Source organism: Limimaricola sp. G21655-S1, assembly GCF_027213785.1.
GTDB lineage: Bacteria > Pseudomonadota > Alphaproteobacteria > Rhodobacterales > Rhodobacteraceae > Limimaricola.
Genome location: NZ_JAPWGO010000225.1, coordinates 1 through 272, shown reverse-complemented (window position 1 = coordinate 272; position 272 = coordinate 1). Strand labels below are relative to the sequence as shown.

Genomic DNA, 272 nt, shown 5'->3' with positions numbered 1-272 from the left:
GCGCCTGGGAGTGAGCCATGATCTTGAAGGCCAAAGAGCGCGGTAACGCCCCGCAACTCGCCCGCTATCTTCTGGCGATGCGGGACAATGATCATGTCGAGCTGCATGACGTGCGCGGATTTAGCAGTGATGATCTTGTCGAGGCCTTCGGCGAAGCCGATGCCATCGCACGGGGAACGCGCTGCGAAAAGCATCTGTTCTCGATGAGCTTCAATCCGCCCGAAGGCGCGAATGCGTCTATCGAGGACTTTGAAAACGCCATCGAGCAGGTC

At 58.5% G+C, this 272-nt stretch carries 1 pseudogene; it reads left to right on the top strand.

From position 1 onward, the window contains the following. Nucleotides 1–17 precede the first annotated feature (17 nt). Nucleotides 18–272: pseudogene (locus tag O4G76_RS20545) on the top strand (relaxase); the annotation flags it as partial.